Annotated in this window: 21 protein-coding genes and 1 riboswitch; of the genes, 11 read left to right on the top strand and 10 right to left on the bottom strand. The window is 65.4% G+C overall.

Annotated elements, in window-relative coordinates:
- Nucleotides 1–69 precede the first annotated feature (69 nt).
- From A0J57_RS03710 to A0J57_RS03695, 4 genes are all read right to left on the bottom strand, one after another.
- Nucleotides 70–432, bottom strand: coding sequence for a hypothetical protein (locus A0J57_RS03710; RefSeq protein WP_044660827.1), 363 nt, complete (start codon nucleotides 430–432; stop codon nucleotides 70–72).
- A gap of 16 nt (nucleotides 433–448) precedes the next feature.
- A complete protein-coding gene (locus tag A0J57_RS03705) occupies nucleotides 449–2,026 on the bottom strand; it encodes a tetratricopeptide repeat-containing sulfotransferase family protein (protein ID WP_061933903.1) in 1,578 nt (525 codons plus the stop codon).
- Nucleotides 2,023–2,979 carry a sterol desaturase family protein gene (locus A0J57_RS03700; RefSeq protein WP_061933901.1) on the bottom strand — a complete coding sequence of 319 codons (957 nt, stop codon included), beginning with the start codon at nucleotides 2,977–2,979 and terminating at the stop codon, nucleotides 2,023–2,025. The genes A0J57_RS03705 and A0J57_RS03700 overlap by 4 nt, the downstream gene beginning before the upstream one ends.
- A gap of 87 nt (nucleotides 2,980–3,066) precedes the next feature.
- Nucleotides 3,067–4,002 carry a LysR family transcriptional regulator gene (locus A0J57_RS03695; RefSeq protein ID WP_025546599.1) on the bottom strand — a complete coding sequence of 312 codons (936 nt, stop codon included), beginning with the start codon at nucleotides 4,000–4,002 and terminating at the stop codon, nucleotides 3,067–3,069.
- Between the two features lie 134 nt (nucleotides 4,003–4,136).
- Here A0J57_RS03695 and A0J57_RS03690 point away from each other — a divergent pair, with 134 nt between their 5' ends.
- Nucleotides 4,137–5,180, top strand: a complete 1,044-nt coding sequence (locus A0J57_RS03690) for an isopenicillin N synthase family oxygenase (protein WP_044660824.1) — start codon at nucleotides 4,137–4,139, stop codon at nucleotides 5,178–5,180.
- Here the strand turns inward: A0J57_RS03690 and A0J57_RS03685 are convergent.
- The 3 genes from A0J57_RS03685 to A0J57_RS03675 all read right to left on the bottom strand — a co-directional run bounded on the left by A0J57_RS03685 (nucleotide 5,151) and on the right by A0J57_RS03675 (nucleotide 7,587).
- Complete coding sequence (locus A0J57_RS03685) at nucleotides 5,151–5,750, bottom strand: hypothetical protein (RefSeq protein WP_061933899.1); 600 nt, start codon at nucleotides 5,748–5,750, stop codon at nucleotides 5,151–5,153. The genes A0J57_RS03690 and A0J57_RS03685 overlap by 30 nt on opposite strands.
- A gap of 29 nt (nucleotides 5,751–5,779) precedes the next feature.
- Nucleotides 5,780–6,760, bottom strand: a complete 981-nt coding sequence (locus tag A0J57_RS03680) for a sterol desaturase family protein (protein ID WP_061933898.1) — start codon at nucleotides 6,758–6,760, stop codon at nucleotides 5,780–5,782.
- 320 nt (nucleotides 6,761–7,080) lie between these two features.
- Nucleotides 7,081–7,587 (bottom strand): MgtC/SapB family protein, encoded by a 507-nt coding sequence (locus tag A0J57_RS03675; RefSeq protein WP_061933896.1) that lies wholly within the window; start codon nucleotides 7,585–7,587, stop codon nucleotides 7,081–7,083.
- Between the two features lie 339 nt (nucleotides 7,588–7,926).
- Nucleotides 7,927–8,117, top strand: a riboswitch (cobalamin riboswitch).
- A gap of 191 nt (nucleotides 8,118–8,308) precedes the next feature.
- Here A0J57_RS03675 and A0J57_RS03670 point away from each other — a divergent pair.
- The 7 genes from A0J57_RS03670 to cobU are packed head-to-tail and all read left to right on the top strand — an operon-like array spanning nucleotide 8,309 to nucleotide 13,407.
- On the top strand, nucleotides 8,309–8,716 hold the full coding sequence (locus A0J57_RS03670; RefSeq protein WP_061933894.1) for a DUF1636 domain-containing protein: 408 nt from the start codon (nucleotides 8,309–8,311) through the stop codon (nucleotides 8,714–8,716).
- Nucleotides 8,713–9,729, top strand: coding sequence for a nicotinate-nucleotide--dimethylbenzimidazole phosphoribosyltransferase (gene cobT / locus A0J57_RS03665; protein WP_061933892.1), 1,017 nt, complete (start codon nucleotides 8,713–8,715; stop codon nucleotides 9,727–9,729). The genes A0J57_RS03670 and cobT overlap by 4 nt, the downstream gene beginning before the upstream one ends.
- Nucleotides 9,726–10,289, top strand: coding sequence for a histidine phosphatase family protein (locus A0J57_RS03660; protein ID WP_061933890.1), 564 nt, complete (start codon nucleotides 9,726–9,728; stop codon nucleotides 10,287–10,289). The genes cobT and A0J57_RS03660 overlap by 4 nt, the downstream gene beginning before the upstream one ends.
- Nucleotides 10,286–10,996, top strand: a complete 711-nt coding sequence (locus tag A0J57_RS03655; protein WP_061933887.1) for an adenosylcobinamide-GDP ribazoletransferase — start codon at nucleotides 10,286–10,288, stop codon at nucleotides 10,994–10,996. Before A0J57_RS03660 ends, A0J57_RS03655 begins: the two co-directional genes overlap by 4 nt.
- Nucleotides 10,993–11,970, top strand: coding sequence for a threonine-phosphate decarboxylase (locus tag A0J57_RS03650; protein WP_061933885.1), 978 nt, complete (start codon nucleotides 10,993–10,995; stop codon nucleotides 11,968–11,970). The genes A0J57_RS03655 and A0J57_RS03650 overlap by 4 nt, the downstream gene beginning before the upstream one ends.
- Nucleotides 11,963–12,898: an adenosylcobinamide-phosphate synthase CbiB gene (gene cbiB / locus A0J57_RS03645; protein ID WP_061933883.1), complete on the top strand. Its 936-nt coding sequence runs from the start codon at nucleotides 11,963–11,965 to the stop codon at nucleotides 12,896–12,898. The genes A0J57_RS03650 and cbiB overlap by 8 nt, the downstream gene beginning before the upstream one ends.
- A 5-nt stretch (nucleotides 12,899–12,903) precedes the next feature.
- On the top strand, nucleotides 12,904–13,407 hold the full coding sequence (gene cobU, locus A0J57_RS03640) for a bifunctional adenosylcobinamide kinase/adenosylcobinamide-phosphate guanylyltransferase (protein ID WP_061933881.1): 504 nt from the start codon (nucleotides 12,904–12,906) through the stop codon (nucleotides 13,405–13,407).
- A gap of 34 nt (nucleotides 13,408–13,441) precedes the next feature.
- On the opposite strand, the gene A0J57_RS03635 is transcribed toward cobU, so the two are convergent.
- Genes A0J57_RS03635 through A0J57_RS03625 form a run of 3 tightly spaced genes read right to left on the bottom strand, consistent with a single transcriptional unit; the run spans nucleotide 13,442 to nucleotide 19,101 of the window.
- On the bottom strand, nucleotides 13,442–14,818 hold the full coding sequence (locus A0J57_RS03635; protein ID WP_061933879.1) for an efflux transporter outer membrane subunit: 1,377 nt from the start codon (nucleotides 14,816–14,818) through the stop codon (nucleotides 13,442–13,444).
- Nucleotides 14,815–17,958 (bottom strand): efflux RND transporter permease subunit, encoded by a 3,144-nt coding sequence (locus A0J57_RS03630; RefSeq protein WP_061933877.1) that lies wholly within the window; start codon nucleotides 17,956–17,958, stop codon nucleotides 14,815–14,817. The genes A0J57_RS03635 and A0J57_RS03630 overlap by 4 nt, the downstream gene beginning before the upstream one ends.
- A gap of 12 nt (nucleotides 17,959–17,970) precedes the next feature.
- A complete protein-coding gene (locus A0J57_RS03625; protein WP_061933875.1) occupies nucleotides 17,971–19,101 on the bottom strand; it encodes an efflux RND transporter periplasmic adaptor subunit in 1,131 nt (376 codons plus the stop codon).
- 243 nt (nucleotides 19,102–19,344) lie between these two features.
- Between A0J57_RS03625 and A0J57_RS03620 the strand changes: the two genes are divergently transcribed.
- The 3 genes from A0J57_RS03620 (at nucleotide 19,345) to A0J57_RS03610 (ending at nucleotide 23,840) form a co-directional block, all read left to right on the top strand.
- Complete coding sequence (locus A0J57_RS03620; RefSeq protein WP_044660811.1) at nucleotides 19,345–20,073, top strand: response regulator; 729 nt, start codon at nucleotides 19,345–19,347, stop codon at nucleotides 20,071–20,073.
- Between the two features lie 18 nt (nucleotides 20,074–20,091).
- Nucleotides 20,092–21,462 carry an ATP-binding protein gene (locus A0J57_RS03615; RefSeq protein WP_061933873.1) on the top strand — a complete coding sequence of 457 codons (1,371 nt, stop codon included), beginning with the start codon at nucleotides 20,092–20,094 and terminating at the stop codon, nucleotides 21,460–21,462.
- Nucleotides 21,463–21,896: 434 nt separating this feature from the next.
- Entirely contained in the window at nucleotides 21,897–23,840 is a 1,944-nt protein-coding gene (locus tag A0J57_RS03610; RefSeq protein WP_025546627.1) for a PrkA family serine protein kinase, read from the top strand.
- Nucleotides 23,841–23,845: the final 5 nt, after the last annotated feature.

Here is a 23,845-nt window from a genome sequence, read left to right as displayed (position 1 = left end):
GCCCAGGAGAGAAAACTTACAATATCTATTCCGAATATGTTCTTTTATTACTTATGACCATAGCGGTTATTACTTCGCTCTGACCACCAGCATCGCAAGGTCATCAGCATGACCGAGCAGCCCGATCGGCAGATCGGCTTCATGGCTCAATCCCTCGACCGCGACCGTAACCGTTCGCGCCATGGGAGCGGACCAGGACCGGACGGTGCTGACCGGCAAGCGAACCCGCCAGTTATGGCGGCCTTCGACCGGCACGATGTGGCCATTGACGCTGACCTTTGAAGCGGCATTGTCGCGACTGCCGGAAATCAGCAGGCAGTTTTCCGACCGAAACTCCACCAGACGGGTCCGTGGGGAGGAAGCGGCGGCGGCTGGCTGCACGAACCCCGCAGCCAGGGCCATGCAGAAGGCGAATGTTCCAGATCTGGGCATGGTCGCGCGCTCCCTTTCAGTCGATGGAAATGCCGGATCGTTCGAAGAAGCGTCGAACGGGTTCCAGGACCTGCTCATGCCGTTTCCACCGCGCAACCGCGTCGCGGTAGATCGGCCGGCGGACCTGCGCCGCGCTGGGCGTGGAAACCGGCGCATCATTGGTGTGGAAGGACAGGCACTCATCCGCCCATTCCAGACCGCAATGGGCGAGCAGGCGGCGGCTCTGGCCTTCCTGGTCCGCCACAAGATCCTCGTAGCGCAGTTCGATGACCCGCCCCGGCAGGACTTCGCGCCACAGGGCCATCAGCCGGTCGAAGCGGACGTAGTAAGCGGCGATCTCCAGAAGGTCGTAGCTATAGTCATAATAGCGCGAATTGACGGCAAAGAGATTGCGGAAGTTGCTGAGCACCGTGTCCATCGGGTGGCGACGGAGGCAGACGATGTTGGCCGCCGGGAGGGCCCGCGCAATGAACCCGGCATAGTGGAAATTACCCGGAAACTTGTCGATGAACCTCCGGCCGGGGTCGCGGCGGTGATGGCTGGCGCGTTGCAGGAAGTCGCGGCCGATCGTGCCCATGTCGCTGGCGGCAGCCGTGGCGATCGTCTCCGGGTCCAAGACCGTGGGCGTGCGCGTGCCTGCCGCCTTCTTGACGGCGAGCGGCATGGCTTGCAGTTCGCCAGCGCTTTCGACGTCGGGGTGAGACGAGAGAATGCGGTCGACCAGCGTCGTGCCGGTGCGCGGCATCCCGATGATGAAGATCGGCGCATCGCGGGGGGCGTCGTCCGCGGGAGCCGCAGCGATGCTCGGCCAACTCGCCTCTATCGCGTCGAAGGTCGCTGCATCGCGCGCAAATTCGTAGCGCAACGTCCGGCGATGCTCGGCATTGACCGCGCAGAGCCGTTCCAGTGCTTCTTCCGGACGGCTGAGGTCTTCGAGTTCTTTCGCCAGAGCATAGCCCAGCAGCAGCCTGCCCCGTCCGTCCCCGGTGGCTGAGTGGACCTTCGCGAGGCGCTCGACATGATTATGCCCGGCTGACTGCTTGCGCAGGCTGGAGAGAAGGTGATGGGCACGGGCATCATCCGGCGCCAGGGCGATCAACGCCTCCAGCGCGGCTTCGGCTTCCTCCGTCCGGCCGAGGAAGTTGAGCGTCACGGCCTGGTTGTAGCGGAACTGCCTGTTCCCGGGTTCGAGCCGCACCGCTGCCGAAAAATGACCGAGCGCGGCCGGGTGGTCGCCCAGGCGGGCATAGACGCAGCCCATCGTGTCGCGGCTCAGGGCATCGGCAGGGAGAGCATGCTCTGCATCCTGCAGTACGGCGGCGGCGTCCCCGTCCTGCCGTACCAGAGTGAAGAGCTTGGCAAGCTGCGCGCGATATTCGCCTTGGGGATCGAGTTCGACCGCGCGGCCGAGATGCTGGATGCCGGCATGGACGCGGCCGATGCTCGATTCTGCGACGCCAAGGAGGAAGTGACCTTCGGCATCGCCGGGATTTTCCGACACCAGCGTCGCGGCCAATCGCTGAGTGGCATCGATATCGCCCCGGGCGAGCGCGCTGCGCGCTGCGATGGCCTGACCGGAGCGGGCCGCCATCATGCCGCGGCCTTTGCTCCCGCAGCGTCCCGGTCCAGATCATCGGCCGGGCCCGCCTCAGCCAGTGCGCCGCGTGGCTGCTTCGCTGCGCGCCAGACCTTGAATTTCTTGATCATCGGCGCGAAGGGGAACATCGTCTGCTCCCGGATGGTCAGCCGCTTGCGGTCGTCCTGCCCGACGAGAATGCCCTCGCCCTCGCGATATGTTCCGAAGATGCGATCCAGCAGGATCAGCGAGTTGCCGTAATTGCAACGCGTGCTCTCATAGTCGGTGGAATGGTGCAGGCTGTGATGCCTGATCGTCGTGAAGAAGAACGAATACCAGATCGGGGGGTCGGCGCGCACATTGGCATGGGCGAAGACGGAGATGACGCCCATGGTGTTCAGGGCTGCGAAGATGGCCGTCTTGTCGAAATCGAACAGCGCGACGACGCTCAGGCTGATCAGGAACAGCTCGATCGGGTTGCCGACGGCGCCCTTGGCCGCATTAAGCTGGGTGATATGGTGATGCGGCGCATGGGTGAGCCAGAAAGGCGTCCAATTGTGCATCAGCCGATGCATCCAATATTGGCCGAATTCGATGAGGAAGATCACCATTGCGACCTGCGCCAGCCAGGGCAGATGGCTCGCCCATGCCGTGGTCAGCCCCAGCGAGGCCTTGAGGGCGACCAGCGGTTCCTCGGCCAGTTTCTGCGTCAGCCAGGCGATCACGGTCGCGCTGAGGACCGAATAATAAAGGTCCGTCAGGAACTCCCGCCTGTTCATGCGCCAGCCGGCATGACGTTCGTGCACAGCCTCCAGCAGCAGGATGGCGATCACGATGAGGGGAGAAGTCACGGTGAGAGCCCAGGGATGCTCGACCAGAGACCTTGGTCCGAACGCCCAGAAGCTGAGGACGACCGCGATCATGGCAGGCGGGATCAGGTTGAATAGCCGGTCTTTGAGGCTGGTTTCCATGCCGCAGCTCCTGTCAGTGCATTCACACTGCGCTGCGCTGCGTCATGAAGGGAGGTCGAAAATCCCGATGAAAGCCATAGACTGGATTTATGCCCGTTGCGCACGCACGCGCCGGATGACCTCATCCCAGAAAAGCTGCGTGGCTGTGTCCCGCGCCGGTTCCGACCGGGCGAGCAGGAAGATGTCGTAAGCGGGCTCGAAATCCGCGAACAGCATGGGCCATAAACGGCCGCTTGCAACGTCACTTGCAGCAGCGGCGGTGGGAAGGAAGCCGATCCCTACGCCCATGTTGATAAGCCGCCGCGCCTCATTGATGTCCTCCGCAAGGCCGCTCACCACGGTGCCGAGCCGATAGCGCCGGCGCAAATGGGTGATCGCCTCTATTTCATCATCGCCGGTCAGGACGAAACCCTGATCCTTCAACTCGCCCAATCGGCTCACCCGATAGCCGAAATAGGGGCTGCTGCGCGAACAATAGAGCTGCTGACGCTCGATCAGCAGCGGTTCGTACATCAGGCTTCCCCGAACGCTGCTGTCATAGCCCACGCCGATCTCCACCTCGCCCTGCTCCAGCGCATCGAGAAGCTGGCGCCAGGGAGAGACGCGGATTTCGATGTGGATGGCCGGATTGCGCCGGTGAAAGCTGGCAATGGCCTCGTCGAACTCGGCGGACACCAGGCCGGACACGATCTGGATGCGGACGATGCCCTCGACCCGCTTGGTCGCCTGCGCGATCACATGCGGCATCATCCGGGCGGATTCCAGCATGTCCTCGCACAGCGCCATCATCGCCTTGCCGGCCGCGGTCATCTCCACGCCGGTGGCGGTGCGGTGGAGCAGCGCCGTCCCGACATGGTCCTCCAGCCGCTTGAGCGCCGCGCTGATGCTGGGCTGCTGCCGGTTGAGCCGTCGCGCCGCCGCGCCTATGCCGCCGGCGCGAACGATATCCACGAAGGTCCGCATGAGGTTCCAATCGACCCGGCTGGCAAATTTCCTGTCGATCAGCGGCGTTCGATCGTTCATGCGCGTGCTGCTTTCCTGGAAGATAGAGCGGCTCTTCATAGGCGGTGGACTGCTCCGCTCATAGATCAAATCGATGGAAATCATAGCATGGGTCCATCTATCGCTATGCCCCGGGGGATTTACGCTCCTCACCCATGACACAGCACCATGTCCTGCCGCTCGTCGATATTTCGAAACTGGACAGCCCGAGGCTTGAGGATCGGCTTTCCGTTGCCCGTGAACTCGACCGCGCCTGCGTGGAGGCAGGGTTCCTCTACATAGCGGGCGCGCAGATGGACGATGCCTTGTTCCGCAGGATCGTCGCGCGCGCGCAGGCCTATTTCGCGCTCGACGCCGACACCAAGATGAAGAGCTATATCGGCCTTTCGGAAAACCACAGCGGCTATGTGCCGGTGGGGGAGGAGCAATTCGCCGCCGGCCAGCGCGACCTCAAAGAGGCGTTCGACGTCAATTGCGACTATGTGCGCTCCGAGGGCAGGCGACCGCTGCTGGGTCCGAATCTGTGGCCCGAAATGCCGGGCTTCCGCGAAGACGTGCAGGCTTATTACCGCCATGTGACGGGCATCGGAGGCCAGCTTTTCCGCGCTTTCGCCCTGGCGCTCGGGCTCGACGAAGATCATTTCCAGGCGCATCTGCGAAATCCCCCCAGCCAGCTTCGGCTGATCCATTATCCCTTCGACGCGACCGCTGAAGACCGCCAGGGCATCGGCGCGCATACCGATTACGAATGTTTCACCCTGCTGTTCGCAACGGCGCCCGGTCTCCAGATCATCGACCGGCAGGGCCAGTGGATCGACGTTCCCCTGGTCGAGGGCACGATGATCATGAACATCGGCGACATGATGGAGATACTCTCCAACGGCCGCTATGCCGCGACACGGCACCGCGTGAAGAAGGTCAGGGAAGAACGCTATTCCTTCGCGCTCTTCCACGCCTGCGACTATGATTATGTCGTTGCCCCGGTCGTGCGCGGGGAGGAGCCCCGTTACGCCCCGCTCAAGGGCGGCGAGCATCTGTTCAACCAGACGGCGCAGACCTTCGCCTATCTGAAGCGCAGGATCGCCAGCGGCGAACTCGTGCTCGACGGCGCCCTGCCGCTCGATTCCTTCGGCCCGGCCAGCAGCGCAGCCGAACCGATGCAGCCATCGTCAACTCAGCAGGCTCTTTCTGAACAGTGATTTGACGAGCCGGCCCTCCAGAATGCGTCCCACGACGTAGAGCGCGGCGAACAGGCCGGCGAAGACATAGGCCGCGGTGGGCTTTGGCGTCTTGCCATCCTCCTTGTTCTTGTCGTCCTTCTTGGGCTTTTCAGGCGCCGGCGCGCCCAGCGCCTTGTCGATCCAGTGCTGCGGCAGGACCTTGTCCTTCTTGTCGTCCTTTTTCACCGTCTCCTGCGCCGCTGGCTTTGCGAGCTTGCCGGCGACGATCGTCAGCCCGGCGAAGCTCAGGAACAGCAGCGGCGCCAGGAAGCAGAACAGCAATGCCCGGCTGGTCAGGCAATAGCGCAGCACCGGCCCGGCCGGCTCCCTCTCGATCCTGAGAATGCCGCCATCGAAGATGGACATCCTGTCCTGCGCGGCCTGATCCTTCTTGCTGAAGGTCAGCGTGTCGCCAATACGCTCATGGCTGGTGCCGGCCTGACGGAACAGGGGACCGAGCCTGGCCATGGCCTCATCGGCCGATTGCCCGGAGGCGAGCGTCAGGCTGCCCTTTATATGCCAGATCCAGTCCAGGAAACGCGCTGTCACATGATCCCCTTTTTGCAAGAGCAGTTGCCTTATTCAGCCGGCACCGCCGCTGGGCGGTCGTAGCGTTCCTTGATCGTCTTCCAGCCTTCGGTGAAGGGATAGGTCATCTGCTCGCGGATCGACATCCGGCGTCCGCCCTCCAGTCCCAGCAATTCGGCTTCGCCATCGACGCATGTTCCGAAGATGCGATCGATGAAGATATAGGTGTTGGAATAATTGCTGCGGGTCGCTTCGAAGTCCTGCGAATGATGCAGGCTGTGATGTTCTGTGGTGTTGAACAGGAAGCGCCACCAACGCGGCGTGTTGAAGCGGACATTGATGTGCTGATAGGTGCCGATCGCCAGACCGAAGGTGCCGGCAAGGAGGGCGGCCCTCGGCAGGAAGTCGAAGAACCCGCCAATGCCCAGCCCGATCAGGAAAAGCTCGACGGGATTGCCGACCGCGCCTTTGTTGATGTTCAACTGGGTGATGTAATGATGCACCGAATGGGGCAGCCAGAGCGGATACCAGTTATGCATCCCCCGGTGCATCCAATATTGCCCGAAGTCGAAAATGAAGGAGATCAGGAAAGCCTGCACCAGCAGCGGCAGGCCCGTGAACCACGCCAGCTTGTCCCAGTCGAAACTGTGCTGGATGGCCTCGATCACCGCACCGCTGCCGATATAATGTTCGACAAGGTCCAGGATGGTGTAGCCCAGCCCGACATAGAAGAGATCGGTGACCAGTTCCTTCCACGTCAGGCGCCAGCTCTCATAGCGCGGGCTGACCCATTCGAGCGCCAGCAGCAGCACCCTGAAACCGATGCCGATCCCGATGGCGGTGGACGCCTTGGCGATGGAATTGGGCGCATAGTACCAGAAGGCGATGAGCGCGAACAGCGCCGTGGGCTGGAACCAGGTGAAGATGAACTGCTTGAGCGGTCCGCCTTCCACCCGGCCTATATTTTCCCACCCGATGATGACGGGCGCCTGTGCGCCTATCACTCTCTTGCCTACGCGAACGCCGTCCATATGCTGACCTCGAGATGCTGCCTCGTCCCTGCGGGCGTGTCCGCCTCGCCAGGCGACGAAAATGATGTTCGCAGTTCATTGAACTTCATGTCGTTTCAGCATCGGGAAGACGCGCCCAACGCGCCAGATGCGATTAAGGTATATGCCCCATAGATGCTGCCTATGCCCTTCCGACCCGGCGGCGATGGATCATGCGCCGGCTATTCCGACCCGCACAGATGACGGCGCGGTTTCGGGAATGACGATCCGGTAGGGCGAAGGGGCGACGGACCGTGGGCGGGCGATTTCCGGCCGCTCGTTTCAACGCATCTTGCCGGCTTTCAGTTTTCGCGCTCCGGGGCGGACCCGCGCCGGTTGGGCATGGTCATGGAATCGGCGTCCGGATCGTCCGATCCGCTCTCGGGCGGACCGATATGCTTTTCGAATATGAGGAGCAGGGAAAGCAGCAGCAGCGCGATCAGCGACCCTGCCAGCACGAGGACATATTGGCCGGCGCCCGCCGTGATCCCGACGGCAGCGGCCATCCACAGGCTTGCCGCCGTGGTCATGTTGCGCACATCTCCGCCGCGCACGAAGATCAGGCCGCCCGCGATAAAGCCGATGGCCTGGGCAAGGCCCTGAACGACGCGGATCGGGTCGCTGTCCTTGTGGACCTCCGCCAGTTCCAGGGCGGACAGGGTCAGCATGGCCGAACTCAGCGATACCAGCCCGTGGGTGCGCAGGCCCGCATCATGGCCGTTGCGTTCGCGCTCGAACCCCAGGGCGAGCCCCAGCAGGGTCGCGAGAAAGAGGCGGACGAGCGTGGTGCCGAGGTCGTTGGCCAACATAGCCATAATACCCGCGAGAGGCGCGCCCGTTCCCGTGAATGCGGCCGAATGGGAAAGCGGCTTCGCGCCTGCCGCTCAGCGTTCGTTGATGTCGGAACGGAGGTGCGCGATCAGGTCGTTGACCCGCATGTCGTTTTCAGCCGTGCATGCGAACAGTCGGCAGAACCAGTCCATCCATCGCGTCAGAATCGCCATGGCCCTCTCCCTATCGCCCGATAATAGCAGTTCACGCAGGTGAAGAGAAGCTTTGCCATTGCCCGGACGAGGACAAGTCGCGCCATTGGAGCGGGCTGGGCCGGCTTTGTTTTTCCACCCTTGCGATTGGACGAAGGCGGCTTTATCAGCGCTGGTGCGACAGGTTCCCCGCATGGGGATGAAAAGGGAAGTCGGGTGGAACGCCCGCGCTGCCCCTGCAACTGTAAGCGGCGAGCCATCCGGCCATCGCGCCATTGGGCCATGAAGGTCCGAGAAGGCGGCCGGAAAGCATCGACCCGCGAGCCAGGAGACCTGCCTGACGCCGTCGTTCTTCGACCGGACAGGGTGTGCCGGCCGAACGGGGGTTCCCTCGCTGAACGACAGCCATCGCCTTGCCGGTTGGACCGTGCGGGGGAAGGCCTGTCGCCTGCCTGGTGCCGGACCGTCCTCCCTTGCCCGGTTCCCGTCGGGGCACATGCCGTCGGGCGGGAGGATGTGGAATGACTGATTTGCGGAGCGATCGCTGATGCTGCGGGCCGTGGGGCCGGGGGCTTCGGTCGTCGTCTGTTCGACCTGCCGCCTTTCGGCGGGACAGCGGGAGGATGCTGCCGGACGGCGCGGCGGCGCCTTGCTGGCAGAGGCGCTGCACAGGGTACGCGATGGCGATCCCGCTTATGCGTCCGTCGCTGTTCAGGACATGCCCTGCCTCTTCGCCTGTCAGCGCCATTGCACGGTACATGTGCGCGGAACGGGCAAGATCGGCTATGTGCTGGGCGACTTCACGCCGGATGAGGAAGCCGCGCGCGCGATCCTGGATTATGCCCTGCGCCATGCCCAAAGTGACGAGGGCGTGGTGCGCTATGCGGACTGGCCCCAGGGGGTGAAGGGGCATTTCATCGTCCGCACGCCGCCCGAAGGCTTCGTCTGTTCATGATTCGGTTCAACGACCGCGCGGCCTTTGCCGCCGCGCTGGCCGACCTTCCCGCCCCGGATGCAGGCGCCACCGAAGCCGCGACGGCGCGGCAGCGGGTGCTGACGAAGCCGGCCGGTTCGCTTGGGCGGCTGGAGGAGATCGCGCTTTTCATGGCGGGTTGGCAGGGGCGGGAACGCCCCCGGGCGGAGCGCATCCGCGCCGCGATCTTCGCGGGCAATCATGGCGTGGCCGCCCGCGGGGTCAGCGCCTTCCCGGCCGAGGTCACCGCCCAGATGGTGGCGAATTTCCGTCATGGCGGCGCGGCGATCAATGCGCTGGCCCAAGCCTGCGGGGCGGAGCTGGCCGTCGTCGCGCTCGATCTGGAAAGGCCGACGGAGGACATCTGCGTCGCGGCGGCCATGAGCGAGGCGGATTGCCTGAGCGCGATCAATGCGGGGGCGGCGGCGGTGGAACCGGGACTGGACCTGCTGCTGCTGGGCGAGATGGGCATTGCCAACAGCACGCCGGCGGCGGCGCTCTGCGCGCAGGCCTTTGGGGGTGCTGCGGCCCATTGGGTGGGACGCGGGACAGGCGTGGATGGCGACGGGCTGGCGCGCAAGGCCGAAGCTGTGGCGCGGGCGCTCGCCCTGCACGGGGCGCATTGCGCCGATGCCTTCGACACGTTGCGCCGGCTGGGCGGGCGAGAGATCGCGGCGCTGGCCGGTGCGGTGCTGGCGGCGCGGATGCTGCGCGTGCCGGTGATGCTGGACGGGTTCATCGGCTGCGCGGCGGTCGCGCCGCTGGCGAAGGACAATCCGGCGATCGTCGGGCACTGCATGGCCGCCCATATGTCGGCGGAGGCGGGGCATGAACGCCTGCTGGCCGCTCTGGCGCTGGAGCCGTTGCTGCGGCTCGACATGCGGCTGGGCGAAGGAAGCGGCGCGGCGGTCGCGGCGCAGATCGTGCGTTCCGCTCTGGCAGCGCATGGCGGCATGGCGACCTTTGCCGAAGCGGCGGTGGCAGGTGCGCTATGAACGCCTTTCCCCTCCACCTGATGCGCCATGGCGCGCCGCAGCTTGCCGGACGGTTGCTCGGCCATCTGGACGCCCCGCCAGAAGCGGAGGGGATCGCCCTCTGCATCGAGCGGGCGCGGCATCTGGATTTCGCGCGGGTGGTGACATCCGACCTCGCCAGGACGCGGGCGCCGGGCGCGGCGATCGCGGCGGAGCGGGGTATCGAACTTGACGTCGACCGGCGCTGGCGGGAACTGAATTTCGGGGATTGGGAGGGTGCGGACCCCGCGCTCCTGCCTGCGGAGGATCTGGCGCGCTTCTGGGACGATCCGGACGGATTTCCGCCGCCTGGGGGCGAAAGCTGGACCGACCTCCGCGCCCGGATCGGGGACGGGCTGGACATGCTTGGCGAGCCGGCATTGGTGGTCTGCCATGCCGGGGCGATACGGGCGGCGCTGGCTGTGCTGTGCGGTTTCGACGTGCGGCAGGGCTGGGCGGTGGACCTGCCCTATGGCGCGGTGCTGAGCCTGCGGGTCTGGCCGGAAGGGCGGTCGGGACAGATTACGGGCCTGACCGCATGAAGCGGCTGGTGCTGGCCCTGCAATTGATGACACGCCTGCCGTTGCCCGCGCAGGATGTCGATGAGGGGGATTTCGCCGCCGCCATCCGCTGGCTGCCCGCAACGGGCATTGCCGTCGGGCTGGTGGTCGCGGGCGGTGCCGGGCTGGGCATGCGCATCGACCCTTGGGCGGGGGCGCTTTTCGGCTTGGTCGTCTGGGTGGCCGTGACCGGTGCGCTGCACCTGGATGGATTGGGCGACATAGCGGATGCGGCGGGGGCGGCGCATGGCGACCGGAGCCGCCTGTCCGCCGTTCTGGCCGATCCGCATATCGGCAGCTTCGGCGTTGTCGCCATCGGCCTGCAACTGGCGGCCAAGCTGGTGCTGTTGCGACTCTGGCTGGAAAGCTTTCCGCCATGGATGCTGGCGGCCGTGGCGATGGTGGCGCGCATCGGGCCGCTATTCTGGACGCGCTGGCTGCCGCCGCTCCATGAAGGACTGGCCAGCCGTTTCCGGGCCGGCTGGCGGGCGGAGCCGTTTATCCTCTGGTCGATATTGGGGCTGGCGCTGGGTTATCGGGAGCCTGCCCTTTTGGCGGCGATCCCGTTGATCCCGCTTTGGGGTCTTTGGCTGCGCTCGCGGATCGGCGGCATCTCCGGGGATGGGCATGGCGCCGGCATCGAATTGCTGGAGAGCGCCCTGCTGCTGGCGATGGCGGTGGCGCGATGAGCGGCTTCACCTGGCATGGCGGCCGCCTGGCCGAAGCGTGGGGCGCTTATGGCGGGCAGGACTGGATCGACCTCTCGACCGGGATCAGCCCCCTGGCTTGGCCGGGGTCCGATCATCTGTCCATCGACTGGCGGCATTTGCCCGATCCGCACGATCTGGCGGCGATGGAGGCGGCGGCGGCGGCCTGTTTCGGGGTCGATCCCGATCATCTTTGCACCGTGCCCGGCAGCGAGGCGGGATTGCGGCTGGTGGGGCGGATGCTGGACATGCCCGCACGATGGCGCGTGCCCAGCTACCGCACCCATGCGGAGATTTTCGCGCATGGCGCCCCGATGTCCGCCGATGAAGAACCGCCTCGCGAAGCGATCGCCCTGCTGCTCGCCAACCCCAACAATCCCGACGGGCGCATCCTGCCGCCTGCCCGCCTGCTGCAATGGCTGGCCCGGCTGGAGGAGCGCGGAGGATGGCTGATCGTCGACGAAGCCTATGCCGACGCCGTGCCTTCATGCAGTCTGGCGGGCGAGGTGGGGGACGGGCGGCGGCTGATCCTGTTGCGGTCCTTCGGTAAATTCTTCGGGTTGGCCGGTGTCAGGCTGGGCTTTGTGCTCGGGCCGCGAGAGGTCGTCGCACAGCTGCGGCGGATGCTGGGGGAATGGCCGGTTTCCGCGGCGGCGGTCGCGTTCGGCGGCGCGGCCTATCGCGACCGGAGCTGGATCGACGGGACAGTGACGGCGCTGGGCGAGCACGCGGCGCAACTGGATGGTTTGCTGGCGCGGCACGGATTGGGGGCGCGGGGCGAATGCCCGTTATTCCGTCTGGTGGAGGTGGAAGATGGGTGGACCCTGTTCGACAGGCTGGCGCGGCGTTCGATCCTGACGCGCCCCTTCGAGGAGGACCGGCGCTGGCTGCGGATCGGCCTGCCTGCCGATACGAGGGCTCTCGCCCGTCTTGACCGGGCGTTGGCCGATGGGTGAGCCGGTGGCCCTGGCGGCGCTGATGCTGGATGCGGCGCTTGGCTGGCCGGGCTGGCTGCATGCGCGGATCGGCCATCCGGTGGGCGGTTTCGCCCGGATCATCGGCGTGGCGGAGCGGCGATGGAACCGGGAGGCGTGGAGCGGCCCGCTGCGCCGCTGGACGGGACTCGCCCTGTTGTTGCTGTTGCTGGCCGTGGGCGGGGGCGCCGGTCTGGCTTTGGAATGGGCGATCCGCCGCTGGGGCGGGGCCATGGCCTGGCCATGGCTGGCGTTCGCCGCATGGCCGGCGCTGGCGCAGAACAGCCTCTATGTCCATGTGGCGCCGGTGGTTCGCGCTCTGGCGCGCGGGGATCTGGATGCCGCGCGGCAGGCGGTGGCCCGGATCGTGGGCCGCGACACGGCCGCGCTGGATGAGGCGGGCGTTGCACGGGCCGGCATAGAAAGTCTGGCCGAAAGCTTCTGCGATGGCGTCGTGGCGCCGCTGTTCTGGCTGCTGCTGTTCGGTCTGCCGGGAATATGGGCCTATAAGGCCGTCAACACAGCCGACAGCATGATCGGGCACAAGGAAGCGCCCTATACCGACTTCGGCTGGGCGGCGGCCCGTTTCGACGATCTGTTGAACTGGGTGCCGGCGCGGCTATCCGGCTTGATCCTGTGCGTTGCAGGCGGCGGCGGATGGGCCGTGTTGCGGCGGGATCGCCGGAAGCATGCCTCGCCCAATGCGGGATGGCCGGAGGCGGCGATGGCCGGCGCGCTCGGCATCCGGCTGGCGGGACCGATCCACTATGACGGCGTGCTGCACGACAAGCCATGGATCGGCGCGGGCGGGGAAGCGGACGTCCGCGGAATGCGGACAGCGCTCCGGATCTATTTGCGCGCCTGCCTGCTGCTGTGGGTCCTGGCCGCTATTTGGGAGAATGTCGGATGACGAGAATGCTGGTGCTGGGCGGATGCCGGTCCGGCAAGAGCCGCTATGCGCAGCAACGCTGCGAGGCTGTCGGGAACGGGAACCTGGCTTATATCGCGACCGCGCAGGCCTTCGACGCGGAGATGGAGGAGCGGATAGCGCGCCACAAGGGTGAGCGTGGAAGCCGCTGGCTGACCATCGACGCACCCATGGACCTGCCCGCCGCCCTGTCCGAAGCAGCGCGCCGGGCAGATGCCGTCCTGGTCGATTGCCTGACTCTCTGGCTGACCAACCTGATGCTTGCCGAAGAGGATTTGGCCAGCGCCCGGGCGGCGCTGGCGGAGGCGATGATGGCCTGTCCGGTTCCTGTCGTGCTGGTGAGCAATGAAGTGGGCCTCGGCATCGTGCCGGACAATGCCCTGGCCCGGCGGTTCCGGGACGAGGCGGGCTGGCTGAACCAGCAGATGGCGGCCCTGTGCGAGGACGTCATATTGATGGCCGCCGGCTTGCCGCTGCGGTTGAAGGGCTAAGGTCAGGCGGCGTAGGTTCGGCCAGCCATGGCGATCATCCTTCCCGGAAATCGGCCCCGATGACCCGGTAGAGCAGGATGCGGTTCCTGATCAGCGCCAGGTTCGTCGCGATCGCGCTTTGCTGCGCATTGTAGAGGCTTCGCTGGCTGGTCAGGCTGTTGAGGAATGGGTCGATGCCCGCGCGATAGCGTTCCTCGGCCAGCCTGTAGCTGCGCTGGCTGGCGAGGACCAGACGCTGCTGGGCGGCCTGCTGCTCGTCAATCGTGCCTTCGCGCGCCAGTGCGTCGGATACTTCCTGAAAGGCGGTCTGGATCGCCTTTTCATATTGGGCAAGGCTGAGGTCGCGCTGCGCCTTGCTATATTCGAGATTGCCGCGAGCCGCGCCGCCGAAGATCGGCATGCCGACGGACGGCGCCGCCGACCAGGCGAAGCCGTCGCCCGTGAAAAGCGACGACAGCGCCGAACTGGCGACGCCGATGGCCGCGGTCAGGCTGATCCTCGGGAACATCGCGGCGCGCGCCGCGCCGATGTCGGCATTGGCGGCCTTCAGCTGATGTTCGGCCTGCAGCACGTCCGGCCGCTGGAGCAGCACGTCGGAGGAAAGGCCCGCCGGCACCTTCGCAATGCTGCCGGTCAGTTGCTGCAACGACCGGGGCAACAGCGCATCCTCGACCGGCGCGCCGGCCAGCAGGTCCAGCGCGTTCCGGTCCTGCGCCACCTGGGTGACGTTCGCGGCAATGTCGCTGCGCGCCTGTTCGACCGTGGTTTCGGCCTGATGGACGTCCAGCTTGCCGATCAGCCCCGCGCCGTTCAGCGACCGGGTGAGGGCAAGCGTCCGTTCGGCGCTCGCCAATGTCTGCCGGGAAAGGTCCAGATATTCCTGATCGGCGGCCAAGGTCGCATAGGCCGTGGCCGTTTCCGCGATCAGGGCGATGCGGGTCGCCCGCGCCCCTTCCTCGGTCGCCAGATAGGATTCCAGCGCCGATCGGGTCAGGTTCTTCACCCGGCCGAACAGGTCGATCTCGAACGCGCTGAAACCGATGTCGGCGCTGTAACTGTCCTGGCGCGCGTCGTTCCGCCGGGAAAAGCTGGCTGCCGCCTCACCGGTGACGGCAGGCAGCCGTTCGGCGCGCTGCACCCGGTAGAGCGCCCGGGCCGCCTCCACATTGGCGAGCGCGGCGCGCAGGTCGCGATTATTGTCCAGTGCACGCCCGATCACCGTCCTGAGGCTGGGATCGCCGATCAGCGCGGTCCAGGGCAGGCCGGGCCTTTCCGTCGCGGCCGCGGGCGCATAGGCCGGGCCGCCGGGGAAGCCGGCGGGCACCGGGGGCGTGGGCCGCACATAGGTCGGCGCCATGTTGCAGGCCGACAGGGCCGTCGCCCAGGTCGGGATGAGGAAAGCGCGCCTCATGCCGGAACCTCCGTGGCGTTGGCGGCGGGGGAGGGCGGGTTCTTGCGGTTGAAGATGCGCATGATCGTCAGGAAGAAGAGGGGGACGTAGAAGATGGCGAGCACGGTCGCGGTCAGCATGCCGCCGATCACCGCCGTGCCGATGGCGACGCGGCTCTGCGCGCCCGCGCCGCTGGCGATGGCGAGCGGAATGACGCCCGCGATGAAGGCCAGCGACGTCATCAGGATCGGGCGGAAGCGCAGGCGCGCGGCCTCCAGCGCGGCGGACATGGCGTCCTTGCCCTGCAGATAGGCGAGTTCCGCGAATTCGACGATCAGGATCGCGTTCTTGGCGGCGAGGCCCATGGTGGTGAGCAGGCCGACCTGGAAATAGATGTTGTTCTCCAGCCCGCGCAGCGTCACCGCCAGCACCGCGCCGATCAGGCCGAGCGGGATCACCAGCAGCACGGCGAGCGGGATCGACCAGCTTTCGTAGAGCGCGGCGAGGCAGAGGAACACGACCAGCACCGACAGGCCGTAGAGCAGCGGCGCCTGCCCGCCGGAAAGCTGCTCCTGATAGGAAAGGCCGCTCCAGGCATAGCCGGTGCCGGGGGGAAGCTGTTTTTGCAGCTTCACCATCTCGTCCATCGCCTCGCCCGAACTGGAACCGGGCGCGGCCTGCCCCTGGATTTCATAGGAAGACTGGCCGTTATAGCGCGAAACGGTGGTCGGCCCCATCGTCCAATGGGTGGTGGCGAAGGCGGAGAAGGGCACCATTTCCCCCGTCGTGGCGGAGCGCACCTGCCAATTGTCGAGATCGGTCGGCAGGGCGCGGAAGGGCGCGTCGGCCTGCATATAGACGCGCTTCACTCGGCCGCGGTCGACGAAATCGTTGATATAGGTGCTGCCCCAGGCGGCGCTCAGCACATTGTCGACGCTGCTCTGGGTGAGGCCGAGGACCGCGAGTTTCTCGGAGTCGATGTCGACCTTGAGCTGCGGCGTGTCCTCCAGCGTGGCGGCGCGCACGCCCGCCAGTTTCGGGCTGCCGGTCGCCGCCTTCATGAGCTGGTTGCGCAGTTCGAGGAAGCGTTCGCGGCTGAGGCCGCCGGTGTTCAGCAGTTCGAAGGTAAAGCCGTTGGACTGGCCCAGCCCGCGAATGGAGGGCGGAGTCATCGCCAGCGCCTTGGCATCGCGGATCGCGGCGAGTTGCTTCGTGGCGCGGTTCGCGATCATGGTCGCGCTGTTGGCGGCTCCCTTGCGCTTGTCCCACGGCACGAGGCTGACGAAGCCCTGGGCGGTATTCTCACCCTGCCCGGCGAAGCTGAAGCCCTGGGTCACGAAGATGAAGTCGACATTGTCCTTCTCGTCATTGACGAAATAATTCTGGATCTGGTCGATCGCTGCGCTGGTGCGGGAGGATTTGGCGCCGGCGGGCAATGTGACCTGAACCATCAGCTGGCCTTGGTCCTCCACCGGCAGGAAGCTGGTGGGCAGGCGGACGAACAGCAGCCAGAGCAGGCCGAGCATCACCGCATAGCCGATCCAGAAGACGGTCCGCCGGCCGATGAAGCCATTCAGCCGCGCCATATAGCCATGGGTGACGCGGCCGAACCAGCGATTGAACTTGCCGGTCCATCCTCGGTCGCGTTTCTCATGCGAAACCGGCTTCAGGATCGTCGCGCAGAGGGCGGGCGAAAGGATCAGCGCAACGACCACCGAAAGCAGCATGGAGGAGACGATGGTGATCGAGAATTGCCGGTAGATGACGCCTGTCGACCCGCCGAAAAAGGCCATGGGCAGCAGCACGGCGGACAGGACCAGCGCGATGCCGATCAGGGCGCTGCCGATCTCCTCCATCGACTTGATGGTGGCCTGCCGCGGGGAAAGTCCTTCCTCTTCCATGATGCGTTCGACATTCTCGACCACGACGATGGCGTCGTCGACCAGCAGGCCGATGGCCAGCACCATGCCGAACAGCGTCAGCGTGTTGATCGAATAGCCGAACAGCGCCAGCACGCCGAATGTGCCGAGCAGGACCACCGGAACGGCGATGGCGGGCACCAGTGTCGCGCGCCAGCTTTGCAGGAAGATGAACATCACCACCACGACCAGAGCGACCGCCTCGATCAGCGTCTGGACCACTTCCTCCACCGACAGCTTGATGAAGGGCGTGGTGTCGCGCGGATAGGTGACGGTGTAGCCATGCGGCAGGTTGGTCGACAGTTCCCGCACCTTCGCCTTGACCAGTTCGGCGGTCTTGAGCGCGTCGGCGCCCGGCGCGAGCTGCAACGCCATGCCGGAGGCGGGATGACCGCTGAGGCGCGCGGAGGAGGTGTAGCTTTCATTGCCCAGTTCGACCCGCGCCACGTCCGACAGGTGGACGACCGATCCGTCGCTCTGCGTCTTGACGATGATGTTGCGGAACTGCTCGGGCGTCTGCAGGCGGGCGCGGGCGGTGACGGTGGCATTGAGCTGCTGCCCCTCCGGCGCGGGGTCGGCGCCGATCTGGCCCGCCGACACCTCGACATTCTGGGCCGCGATGGCGCTTTGCACGTCCGACGGCATCAGCTTGACGGTGGCCAGCCGGTAGGGGTCCAGCCAGATGCGCATCGCATATTGCGATCCGAAGATCTGGGATGAACCGACGCCGTCGACGCGGGCGATGGCGTCCTGGAAATTATTGACCAGATAGTCCGCGATGTCGGCCTGCGACGCCGTGTCGGTCCTGTCGTAAAGGCCGACGACCATCAGGAAATCGGTCTGGGACTTGGTGACGGTCAGGCCCTGCTGCTGCACGGCATTGGGCAGCCGGCTCAGCGCCTGCTGCACCTTGTTCTGCACCTGCACCTGCGCGGTGTCGGGATCGGTGCCCTTCTTGAAGGTGACGGTGATCCGCGCCTGTCCATTGGCCGTGGACGAGGAGGAGAAGTACATGAGACCGTCGATGCCGGTGAGCTGTTGCTCGATCACCTGGGTGACGCTGGTCTCCACGGTTTCGGCCGCCGCGCCGGGATAGTTGGCGCTGATGTTGACCGACGGTGGGGCGATGTCCGGATATTGCGCGATCGGCAGGGTCAACATCGCGCCCAGGCCTGCCATCATGATGCCGATGGCGATGACCCAGGCGAAGATCGGCCGTTCGATGAAAAAGCGGCTGAGCAAGGTCCCGGCCCCTTATTTCGCGGCCTGGTCGACCAGAACGGCCTTGACCGTGTCGCCGGGCTGCACCTTGTCCGTGCCCTCGACGATCAGCCTGTCGCCTCTCCGCAATCCGTCGGTGATCAGCCATTTGTCGCCCACGGCCTGCGCGGCGGTGACGGTGCGCCGTTCGACCTTGTTCCCCTTGTCCACCACCAGCGCGGTGGCGTTGCCCTTGGGATCGCGGCTGATGCCCTGCTGCGGCACCAGTATCGCATTCGGCACGACCGACTGCGGCGCGACCACGCGCACGAACATGCCGGGCAGCAGCAGGCCGTCCGGATTGGGGAAGCGGGCGCGCAGCGTGACGGTGCCGCTGTCGGGATCGACGATGGGCTCGGCAAATTCGATGCGGCCCTCCAGCGGATAAGCGGTGCCGTCGTCCAGTTTCAGCCGGATCGTGGCGCTGGCGGGCAGCGCCTTGCCCGCCGCCAGCGCGCGGCGCAACTGGAGCAGCTTTGCGCTCGATTGCGTCACATCGACGAAGATCGGGTCGAGCTGCTGGATGATGGCGAGCGGCGTCGCCTGGCTGGCCGTCACCAGCGCGCCGGGCGTCACGGCGGACCGGCCTATGCGCCCGCTGATGGGCGCCCGGACCTGCGTGAAGTTGAGGTTGATGCCCGCCGTCTGGAGCGTGGCGCGGGCCTGTTGCACGGCGGCGGCGGCCTGACGGGCCGTGGCGATGACGTCGTCGCGATCCTGCGCGCTCACCGCCTCGCTCTGGCCTAGCGTACGGTAGCGACTGGCCCTTGCCTGCGCGGCGGCGGCGGTCGCCTGCGCGCTGGCCAAGGTGGCCTGCGCCTCGTCGCGGGACGCGCGGTAGAGCGAGGGGTCGATCTGGTAGAGGGGCTGGCCCGCCCTGACCGTCGAACCCTCCGCGAACAGCCGCTTCTGGACGACGCCGGCGACCTGCGGCCGGACCTCCGACATCATGGTGGAGGCGGTGCGGCCGGGCAGTTCGGTGGATACGGTCACATCCTGCGTCGCCAAAGTCACCACCCCGACCTCCACCGGTCCCTTTTTCGGCGCCTCCTTGTGACCGCAGGCGGCGACAAGGACGCAAAGCGCCATGGAGGCGGTCCGAAGGGCGGGGAGGCGGCTGGGCATGGTCGTCGGGCGGGTCCAGAATGAAGATGGGGACTTCGCCCGGCGCAGGGGGAGGGAGGGGCGCGCCGGGCGAAGGTCGGCTCCTCCAAAGGGGCGCCGACCTGCTCCTCATCTCTCTTCATCATGTCGCATGGTAGAGCGACTTTTCATCCGGTTGGATCATTGTGTAGCGGATTGTATCGATATGTAACGGCCGCCGCCGCGAGCGCAGACTTGCCGCGCGAATGCGGTTAGAAGGAGACGATGCCCGATATGCCGCCATCCCGCCCGTTCCGCGTGATCGTCGTCGATGATGATGAAGACATAAGGGGGCTGATCGTCGGACAGCTTGCGCAGGACCATTATGAGGTGGAGGCGGCCGGCAGCCTTGCCGAATTGCGGGGGCTCATGGCGGCGGGGGCGGTCGACCTCATCGTGCTCGACCTCAACCTGCCAGACGGCGACGGCCTGTCGCTGTGCCGGGAATTGCGGGGGCAGGGCAATGGCGTTCAGATCATCATGGTGACGGCGCGGGGCAGCGCCATAGACCGGGTGCTGGGATTGGAACTGGGCGCGGACGATTATCTGACCAAGCCGTTCGAGCCGCGCGAGCTGCTGGTGCGGGTCCGCAACCTGCTGCGGCGGTCGCGCAGCGAGGAGCCGGCGCGGCAGAAGACGGCGCGGATCGCCCGCTTCGGATCTTGGCGGCTCGACCTGTTCCAGCGGCGGCTGATCGCCAGCGACGAGCGGCTGATCATGCTCTCCTCCGCCGAATTTCGCCTGCTGTCGCGCTTTATCGAGGAACCCAATGTGGTGCTCTCGCGCGAGGCGCTGGTGCCCGAACGCCGGGCCACGGCGGCGTTCGACCGGTCCATAGACCTGCAGGTCAGCCGGTTGCGGCAGAAACTGGCCGACAGCCCGGGCGGCGACGGCCTGATCCTGACGGTGCGGGGCGAAGGCTATGTGCTGGCGAGCACGGTGACCTATGAATGACGGGCGGATGATCGGCGCATGATGATCCCCGTCGTGGCGCGGGCGCGCAATTTCTTCCGGTCGCTGGTGGGGCAGATATTCCTGCTGCTGACCGTCGGCATGACGGTCGCCGCCGTGCTGGCGCTGCTGGTCGCGGAGCAGGCCCGGCATCTCGATTTCGAGCGCTGGCGCCTCCAGCGCGTCGTGGCCAGCGCCGTCGACATCGCGCAGCGGCTGAGTCACGATCCGGTCAAGATAGAGGCGATGCTGAAGGACCAGCAGATCATGGGGGCGAGGACCGCGCCGGAGGGCGTGGCGCTGGCGGACCCGGACCCGACGCTGGCGGACGCGCTGGCGGTGCGTTTCGGGCCGCACTCCAACCCCGAAGCGGGGCAGGTGCCGGTCGGGCTGTGCTTTCCGGCCGGCAAGGTCGATCCGAACAATCGGGCGGCGGGTCTGATCGACGCGCCACGGCCCGATTGCTGGGTCGTGCGCTTCACCGACGGCACGGGCGAACGGCGGTCGCTCGCCCTCTATTTGCCGCGGGTCGTCAAGCCGCCCAGCAATCTCGCCAAGCCGATCTACCTGCTGCTGATCCTGCTGTCCTCGGCAGGGCTGGCGATCGTCGTCGCGCGCTTCGTCGCCAAGCCGCTGCGCCGGCTGGAGCGGGCGGCCGAAGCCTTTTCGGTATCGGTCGATCCGGAGGAAATCCCGGAGCGGGGGCCGGAAGAAGTGCGGGCCGCCCTGTCGACCTTCAACCTGATGCAGCGCCGGGTCCGTGCGGGCTTTGCCGAGCGGACGCAGTTGCTGGCGGCGATCAGCCATGATCTTCAGACGCCGCTCACCCGCCTGCGCTTGCGGCTGGAACTGGTGGAGAACGAGGAGTTGCGGGCCCGCCTCTTGCAGGATCACCAGGCGATGATGACGCTGGTCCGCGAAGGGCTGGACCTGGCGGCGAGCACGGAGGCGCAGGAGGACTGGTCGGTGATCGACATCGATTCGCTGCTCACCAGCATGGCCGAAGACGCGCAGGACCTGGGATTGCCCGTGCGTTTCCTGTCGGGCTGCGGCGGCACGGTGCGGGTGAAGCCCAACGCGCTGACCCGCTGCATCAGCAATCTGGTGAACAATGCCGTGAAATATGGCGGCAGCGCCGACGTCAGTTGCATGCGGCAGGGGACGCGCGTGCTGATCGAGGTGCGCGACCATGGGCCGGGCATCGCACCCGATCAGTTGGACCAGATGTTCGAACCCTTCACCCGCGGTGTGGCGGGGCAGCCCGGCGGGCGGCCCGGGACCGGCATCGGCCTCACCATCGCGCGATCGCTGGCGCTGAGTTTCGAGGCGTCCGTGCGCCTGGCCAATGCGTCCGACGGCGGGCTGATCGCCACGATCGACATGCGGGCGTAACGGCATTTCCGCAGGCGGGAAGGATGCCGAAACAGGTTCAGCATATGCAATGCAGCCTTCGATCGTCGCGATCGCATCGTTCCATGCATGGGAACCAATGCACCCCTGGTGAGATTATCTCCTTTACCCTCTTCCCTCCCGGGGGCTCAGGTGACACTATGCATCATATCGCGGCGGGGGAACGTCGCGCCGATTGGAAGATGCTGCATGACGGCGGCGCGGTAATGATCTTGCCGGTCGCATGAAGATGGTCGTGCGATTGCCGGAAATGCTTCTGCGTGGCCGGATAAGCATCGTGCGTTCTTTTTGCAGAAACATGCAGATCGACGATTGGACAGATTTGAATTTTTTACTCTGAACAGGTTCTATTGCACTGTTTTTACAGACCATAAGGGTCTATATACATTCCATGGCTACTTTAGCGGGAGTCGCCAGTGACAAAGAATGAGCTGTTTTCCAGCTTCACGCGGAAGTTCGATGATCGGCGTCAGGCCGAAATGTCTATCGAAGATTATCTGCTGGGATGTCGCAACGATCCATTGATGCATGCGTCCGCGCCGGAGCGGCTGCTGGCTGCAATCGGTGAGCCGGAGATCATCGACACCTCGCGCGATCAGCGGCTGGGCCGGATCTTCATGAACCGGACCATCCGCCGCTACAAGAGCTTCACCAATTTCTACGGCATGGAAGGGACGATCGAGCATATCGTCAGTTTCCTGCGCCACGCCAGCCAGGGATTGGAGGAGCGCAAGCAGATCTTATACCTGCTGGGTCCGGTGGGCGGCGGCAAGTCGTCCCTGGCCGAGCGGCTGAAGGCGCTGATGGAGGTGCATCCCATCTATGTGCTGAAGGCGGGGGATGAGATCAGCCCGATCTTCGAAAGCCCGCTCGCCTTGTTCGACGCCGAAACCCATGGCGACTATATCGAGGAGAATTACGCCATTCCCCGGCGGCGGCTGACCGGCATGATCAGCCCCTGGTGCCGCAAGCGGCTGGATGAATATGGCGGCGACATATCCCAGTTCAGGGTCGTGCGCATGATGCCGTCCCGCATGCGGCAGGTCGCCATCGCCAAGACCGAGCCGGGCGACGAGAACAACCAGGACATCAGTTCGCTGGTCGGCAAGGTCGACATCCGCAAGCTTGAAATGCTCTCGCAGAACGATCCGGACGCCTACAGCTATTCGGGCGGGCTCAACCGGGCGAACCAGGGCATGCTGGAATTCGTCGAGATGTTCAAGGCGCCGATCAAGATGCTCCACCCGTTGCTGACCGCGACGCAGGAGGGCAATTATATCGGCACGGAGAATATCGGCGCCATTCCCTATACCGGCATCATCATGGCCCATAGCAATGAATCTGAATGGGCGAATTTCAAGAACAACAAGAATAACGAAGCCTTTATCGACCGTATCTACGTCATCAAGGTTCCTTATAGTTTGCAGGCCACCGAGGAACGGCATGTCTATGAGAAGTTGCTGCGGGAATCGGACCTGAACAAGGCGCCCTGCGCGCCGGGGACTTTGGACATGCTGGCGCGTTTCTCCGTGCTGACGCGGCTGCGGGAGCATGAGAACAGCAATCTCTATTCCAAGATGCGCGTCTATGACGGCGAGATGCTGCGGGAAATCGATCCGAGGGCCAAGAGTCTTCAGGAATATCGCGACGCTGCGGGCGTGGACGAGGGCATGTCGGGCATTTCGACCCGCTTCGCCTTCAAGGCGCTGTCGGCCACCTTCAACCATGACACCAATGAGATCGCGGCCGATCCCGTGCACCTCATGTATGTGCTGGAGGGCATGGTCCGGCAGGAGCAGTTCCCCGCTGAGATCGAATCCCGCTATCTGGAGTTCATCAAGGGCGAACTGGCGCCGCGCTATGCCGAGTTCATCGGCAATGAAATCCAGAAGGCCTATCTCGAATCCTACCATGATTATGGGCAGAACCTGTTCGACCGTTATGTCGCCTATGCCGATGCGTGGATCGAGGATCTGGACTTCAAGGACCCGGACACGGGTCAATTGCTGGACCGGGAGGTCATCAACCAGGAACTGTCCAAGACCGAAAAGCCCGCCGGGATCGCCAATCCCAAGGATTTCCGCAACGAGGTGGTGAAGTTCGCGCTGCGCATGCGGGCCAGCAATGACGGGCGCAACCCGTCATGGACCAGTTACGAGAAAATCCGCGAGGTGATCGAGAAGCGGATGTTCAGCCAGGTCGAGGACCTGCTGCCGGTCATCAGCTTCGGATCGAAGAAGGACGGCGAGACTGCGACCAAGCATGACGAATTCGTCGCGCGGATGATCGAAAGAGGCTATACTGAGCGGCAGGTTCGGCGGCTTGTCGAATGGTATATACGCGTCAAGCAGGCCGGATGATGGAG

It is taken from the genome of Sphingobium sp. 22B, from assembly GCF_001580035.1.
Classification (GTDB): domain Bacteria; phylum Pseudomonadota; class Alphaproteobacteria; order Sphingomonadales; family Sphingomonadaceae; genus Sphingobium; species Sphingobium fuliginis.
Note: the sequence above shows the minus strand (reverse complement) of the source record. Positions and strands in the feature narration are given on the sequence as shown.

Bases quoted from the DNA above. Each gene is read 5' to 3' on its own strand.
- A0J57_RS03710 (WP_044660827.1), bottom strand. From the start codon at position 432: ATGCCCAGATCTGGAACATTCGCCTTCTGCATGGCCCTGGCTGCGGGG.
- A0J57_RS03705 (WP_061933903.1), bottom strand. From the start codon at position 2,026: ATGATGGCGGCCCGCTCCGGTCAGGCCATCGCAGCGCGCAGCGCGCTC.
- A0J57_RS03700 (WP_061933901.1), bottom strand. From the start codon at position 2,979: ATGGAAACCAGCCTCAAAGACCGGCTATTCAACCTGATCCCGCCTGCC.
- A0J57_RS03695 (WP_025546599.1), bottom strand. From the start codon at position 4,002: ATGAACGATCGAACGCCGCTGATCGACAGGAAATTTGCCAGCCGGGTC.
- A0J57_RS03690 (WP_044660824.1), top strand. From the start codon at position 4,137: ATGACACAGCACCATGTCCTGCCGCTCGTCGATATTTCGAAACTGGAC.
- A0J57_RS03680 (WP_061933898.1), bottom strand. From the start codon at position 6,760: ATGGACGGCGTTCGCGTAGGCAAGAGAGTGATAGGCGCACAGGCGCCC.
- A0J57_RS03675 (WP_061933896.1), bottom strand. From the start codon at position 7,587: ATGTTGGCCAACGACCTCGGCACCACGCTCGTCCGCCTCTTTCTCGCG.
- A0J57_RS03670 (WP_061933894.1), top strand. From the start codon at position 8,309: ATGCTGCGGGCCGTGGGGCCGGGGGCTTCGGTCGTCGTCTGTTCGACC.
- cobT (WP_061933892.1), top strand. From the start codon at position 8,713: ATGATTCGGTTCAACGACCGCGCGGCCTTTGCCGCCGCGCTGGCCGAC.
- A0J57_RS03660 (WP_061933890.1), top strand. From the start codon at position 9,726: ATGAACGCCTTTCCCCTCCACCTGATGCGCCATGGCGCGCCGCAGCTT.
- A0J57_RS03655 (WP_061933887.1), top strand. From the start codon at position 10,286: ATGAAGCGGCTGGTGCTGGCCCTGCAATTGATGACACGCCTGCCGTTG.
- A0J57_RS03650 (WP_061933885.1), top strand. From the start codon at position 10,993: ATGAGCGGCTTCACCTGGCATGGCGGCCGCCTGGCCGAAGCGTGGGGC.
- cbiB (WP_061933883.1), top strand. From the start codon at position 11,963: ATGGGTGAGCCGGTGGCCCTGGCGGCGCTGATGCTGGATGCGGCGCTT.
- cobU (WP_061933881.1), top strand. From the start codon at position 12,904: ATGCTGGTGCTGGGCGGATGCCGGTCCGGCAAGAGCCGCTATGCGCAG.
- A0J57_RS03635 (WP_061933879.1), bottom strand. From the start codon at position 14,818: ATGAGGCGCGCTTTCCTCATCCCGACCTGGGCGACGGCCCTGTCGGCC.
- A0J57_RS03625 (WP_061933875.1), bottom strand. From the start codon at position 19,101: ATGCCCAGCCGCCTCCCCGCCCTTCGGACCGCCTCCATGGCGCTTTGC.
- A0J57_RS03620 (WP_044660811.1), top strand. From the start codon at position 19,345: ATGCCCGATATGCCGCCATCCCGCCCGTTCCGCGTGATCGTCGTCGAT.
- A0J57_RS03615 (WP_061933873.1), top strand. From the start codon at position 20,092: ATGATGATCCCCGTCGTGGCGCGGGCGCGCAATTTCTTCCGGTCGCTG.